This is a genomic window from Nosocomiicoccus massiliensis, from assembly GCF_000438455.1.
Classification (GTDB): Bacteria; Bacillota; Bacilli; order Staphylococcales; family Salinicoccaceae; genus Nosocomiicoccus; species Nosocomiicoccus massiliensis.
The window spans coordinates 1-4,124 of the sequence record NZ_CAVG010000117.1 but is presented as its reverse complement, the minus strand read 5'-3'; the positions used below and the strand labels follow the sequence as shown (position 1 = coordinate 4,124).

Here is a 4,124-nt window from a genome sequence, read left to right as displayed (position 1 = left end):
AGAAGGACAACTGTCTTACGGAAATATTGAAGATATCGATGAAATTACAATTGATGACATTAAAAAAGTTCACAAGTCGATGATGGATACGGACGAAATGATGATTTTACTCTGCGGAAATATCGACGATCGTTCAGTTAATCTTTTACAAAAAATCTACGAAAGAGATAACTATGTTGAACTACCATTCAATAGTTATGAAGTAGATCTTAAAAAAATCGTTAACTACAAAGTAGATCATGACGATGTAGAACAGTCTAAAGCAATTTTAGGTTTTAGAATCGATAAAGATAAAACTAACGAAATGTCAGTGCGTATTTTTAACCGTATGTTTGGTGGTGGCGCGTCGAGCTATCTATTTAAGCATTTACGTGAAGCACGTTCGTTAGCGTATCAAATTAGTTCAAATGTCGATGTTAAAAATGGATATTTATTTGCGTTAGCTGGAGTTGACCACTCACGTGTGAAAGAAACGGAACAACACATCATTATCGAACTTGAAAAATTCCAAAATGGTGACTTTACTACTGAGTTTTTAGAAGAGACGAAGAAAAAGTTATTATCGGATAGAGAAAACAGTAAAGATCGAGCAAAAGGTATGATATCAATCGTATATAGCGAAAACTTGACTGGAATGACAGATGATGAATTTAAAGAAAAAGTTGAAAGTATTACGCGTGAAGATATTATTGAAGCAGCGCACTCGGTTCATCTCGATACGGTATATACGCTAACAGGAGGAGATAGTGATGACAGTTAAATATTATGAAGCACTTGAAGAAACAGTCATTAGTAAAACACTCCCAAACGGTTTAGAAGTCATTTACGTTAAAAAGCCAGGCTTTAACAAAAAGTTTGCGACGTATACGACGCGTTTTGGTTCTATAAATAATCATTTTACAGTCGACGGATTTACGCACAAAATTCCTGACGGAATCGCACACTTTTTAGAGCATAAAATGTTTGAAAAAGAAGATGGAGATGTCTTCCATAAATTTAGCGAACATGGTGCAAGTGCGAATGCATTTACATCATTTGACCGTACGAGTTATTTATTTAGCTGTACAGACAACTTTTATGACAACTTAAAACTTCTTATGGATATGGTCGAAGATCCTTATTTCACTGATCAATCTGTCGAAAAAGAAGTCGGCATTATTAACGAAGAAATCAAAATGTATCAAGATAATCCAGGATATAAATTATTTTCTACGATGATGGAGTCTTTATATAATACACATCCTGTTCGTATAGATATTGCTGGAACGTTAGAATCGATTCAACAAATTACAAAAGAAGATTTATATTTATGTCATGAGACGTTTTATGCACCGAACAATATGGTGTTAATCGTCGTCGGTGATTTAGATGATGCTGAGTTATTTAGTTTTATCGAAACACATCAATCAAAGCGTAATCATGACCCGAAAGAGTTAACACTTCATACAGTGACTGAAGAAAATCACGTTCACGACAAAGAAAAAACAATAAAGATGAACGTGTCGGATGACCGAGTGATGCTCGGATATAAATATAATCACGATTTAGATGACGCTTCGCTATTAAAACTCGATTTCACAATGATGTTTGCGTTAGAAATGGTATTTGGTGCGAAATCTCAGTATTTCTATGAACTAATCGATGAAAATCTTGTAGATGATAGTTTCCAATACGGCTTCCAAGGGGAGTCTGACTTCTCACACACGCTATTTATTGCACATAGTGAAAAACCTGAAGAAACGATTCAACGAATTCAGGCGATTATCGATGAAGTTAAAAATACGGATTATTTCACTGAAGAGATGTTACAAAGCGAAAAACGTGAAACGATTGGTGACTATTTATCTTCTTTAAACTCACCAGAATATATTGCAAATCAATATACAAAATATTTATTAGACGGTGGGAATCTTTATGACATTCCAAATATCGTCGATTCGATTACCGTCGAAGACGTGAAGGATGCATTTAACACTGTATTAAATGAAGACTATGTCTCTGTTGTGTTGATGAAAAATGCGTAACGTCATACTAGTTGGAAGTAGCGGGTCCATTGGATCCGCAATACATAACGAATTAAAAGACGAACACGTCATTAGCTACTCTAGACATACGCCGTCAAATTATGGCAATTTGCATCATTACTTTGACTTATCACAGCCGATTTCTATTGAAGAAGTCGAAGAGACATTTAAACATTCCGAAACAATCGATTGTTTAATTTATACACCTGGTAGTGCGTATTTTGATATGCTAGAAGATACACCACTACATGTTATCGACGAACAGTATAACATCCAATTACGGAACTTAATCGTTTTTATACAGGCAGCATTACCGAAATTAAAGAAAAGTTCACACGGACGCATCGTCGTCATTTCAAGTGTGTACGGTCAAATTGGTGCGAGTTGTGAAAGTGTTTATGCGTCGATGAAAGGTGCACAAAACACGCTCGTTCGTTCACTCGCTGTCGAGTACGCGGGTACGAATATTACGATTAACGCCGTCGCACCAGGTGCTGTTAAAGGTAAGATGACGAATCTTTTAAGCGAAGAGGATATTAAAGTTTTACTCGAAGAGTTACCACAGCAAAGATTGATTGAACCAGTTGAGGTTGCAAAACTTGTGAACTTCTTACTCAGTGAAGAGAGTCAATCAATCACAGGTGAAGTGCTAAATATTAACGGTGGATGGTACACGTTATAAAGAAGGGTTAAATTATGAGTTTAGGACCATACTTAAGAAATGTGAGAGAACAAAAAGGAATTACGTTACGTGAAATTGAAGCACGTACGAATATTCGTCGTGACATTATTCAAACGCTAGAAAGAGGCGACTATCAGAAACTTCCGGATAGTAGTCACGCGAAGTATTTAATTCGTACGTATGCGGATGCTTTACAGTTAAATAGTGACGATTTATTTGAACGTTACGGCGACGAAATACCGACTAAAGAAGCGGTCTATAAAGAGCGTAAAGAAAATAAAGTCGATAAAGACATGCTCTATTTAAAAAAGACGATTTATACGTTTTTAATTGTGATTGGAGTATTGTTTGTTCTTTGGCTTGTTCTTTTACAAGTCGGTGGGCAAGGAGATTACTTTAGAAAGTCTCCTGTATATGATGAAGTCGAAGTCACACCACCAAAAGAAAACGACACGTTTAACGTAACGCTAGAACGCGTTGAAGACAATACAGCGTTTTATACGATAAATACGTCAAATGACATTAACGTCACGTTTAAAGGTGACGGGAGTACTGTCAACATGACAGACGATAACAATAATACGTACGTCAACGAAACAATTAATGATGAGACATATTTAATTCAGTCAGACGCATCGGAATTATTTATTGCAGTTGAAGAGAACGACAAACTCAGTATCTTTGTGAACGATGTTGAATTAGAAGATGATGAAGTACAAACTGACGGCACGTTGTTTTATCATTTTACGATTGAGAGGGAGTAAACTATGAATTTACCTAACTGGATTACAGTGATAAGAATCATACTAATACCGGTCTTTATTATATTTGCAATTAACGATTTTAACTTCGGTACAGTAGCGATATTCGGAGGTAATGAGATTTTAATCGAGCAACTTATCGCAGCGATTATTTTCGTCGTCGCGTCATTGACAGATGCGTTAGATGGCTATTTAGCACGCAAGTTAAATTTAATTACAAATATGGGTAAATTTTTAGACCCACTTGCAGATAAACTACTCGTCGCTTCAGGTCTCATTGTATTAGTCGAATGGTCAGTAATTTCAAGTTGGATTGCTATCGTAATTATCGCAAGAGAATTTGCAGTTACAGGACTACGTTTACTTCAAATCGAACAAGGGTTTGTCAGTGCCGCTGGTAATTTAGGAAAAATTAAAACAGTATTCCAAATGGTTGCTCTCGTCTTACTTCTATTTGGAGATTTATTTGTCAATTATATCGGGGTATCTATCGGCATGATATCTCTATATATCGCAGTGTTCTTCACGATTTTATCGATGATTGAGTATTTCTACAAAGGACGAGACGTGTTTTTAAATCAAAAAGCTTAACTTTTAATTATCTGCTTTAAAAAGTAATCGATATTTAAAATACTGAATTTAATATTTGAAATTTAG

The 4,124-nt window shown here is 35.5% G+C and carries 5 protein-coding genes; all 5 read left to right on the top strand.

The window, feature by feature from the left end; translation table 11 throughout:
* On the top strand, nucleotides 1-760 hold a 760-nt coding region (locus TJ68_RS05295), incomplete at its 5' end, for a M16 family metallopeptidase (protein WP_040929123.1).
* Nucleotides 750-2,024 carry an EF-P 5-aminopentanol modification-associated protein YfmH gene (gene yfmH / locus TJ68_RS05290; RefSeq protein ID WP_040929122.1) on the top strand — a complete coding sequence of 425 codons (1,275 nt, stop codon included), beginning with the start codon at nucleotides 750-752 and terminating at the stop codon, nucleotides 2,022-2,024. The genes TJ68_RS05295 and yfmH, both read left to right, overlap by 11 nt.
* Nucleotides 2,017-2,706 (top strand): SDR family oxidoreductase, encoded by a 690-nt coding sequence (locus TJ68_RS05285; protein WP_040929121.1) that lies wholly within the window; start codon nucleotides 2,017-2,019, stop codon nucleotides 2,704-2,706. Before yfmH ends, TJ68_RS05285 begins: the two co-directional genes overlap by 8 nt.
* 14 nt (nucleotides 2,707-2,720) lie before the next feature.
* Nucleotides 2,721-3,470: a helix-turn-helix domain-containing protein gene (locus TJ68_RS08180; protein WP_052327331.1), complete on the top strand. Its 750-nt coding sequence runs from the start codon at nucleotides 2,721-2,723 to the stop codon at nucleotides 3,468-3,470.
* Between the two features lie 3 nt (nucleotides 3,471-3,473).
* Nucleotides 3,474-4,058 (top strand): CDP-diacylglycerol--glycerol-3-phosphate 3-phosphatidyltransferase, encoded by a 585-nt coding sequence (pgsA, locus tag TJ68_RS05275; protein WP_040929120.1) that lies wholly within the window; start codon nucleotides 3,474-3,476, stop codon nucleotides 4,056-4,058.
* Nucleotides 4,059-4,124 lie beyond the last annotated feature (66 nt).

Excerpts from the sequence above, each read along its gene's own strand:
- TJ68_RS08180 (WP_052327331.1), top strand. The coding sequence starts at position 2,721 with ATGAGTTTAGGACCATACTTAAGAAATGTGAGAGAACAAAAAGGAATT.
- TJ68_RS05285 (WP_040929121.1), top strand. The coding sequence starts at position 2,017 with ATGCGTAACGTCATACTAGTTGGAAGTAGCGGGTCCATTGGATCCGCA.
- yfmH (WP_040929122.1), top strand. The coding sequence starts at position 750 with ATGACAGTTAAATATTATGAAGCACTTGAAGAAACAGTCATTAGTAAA.
- pgsA (WP_040929120.1), top strand. The coding sequence starts at position 3,474 with ATGAATTTACCTAACTGGATTACAGTGATAAGAATCATACTAATACCG.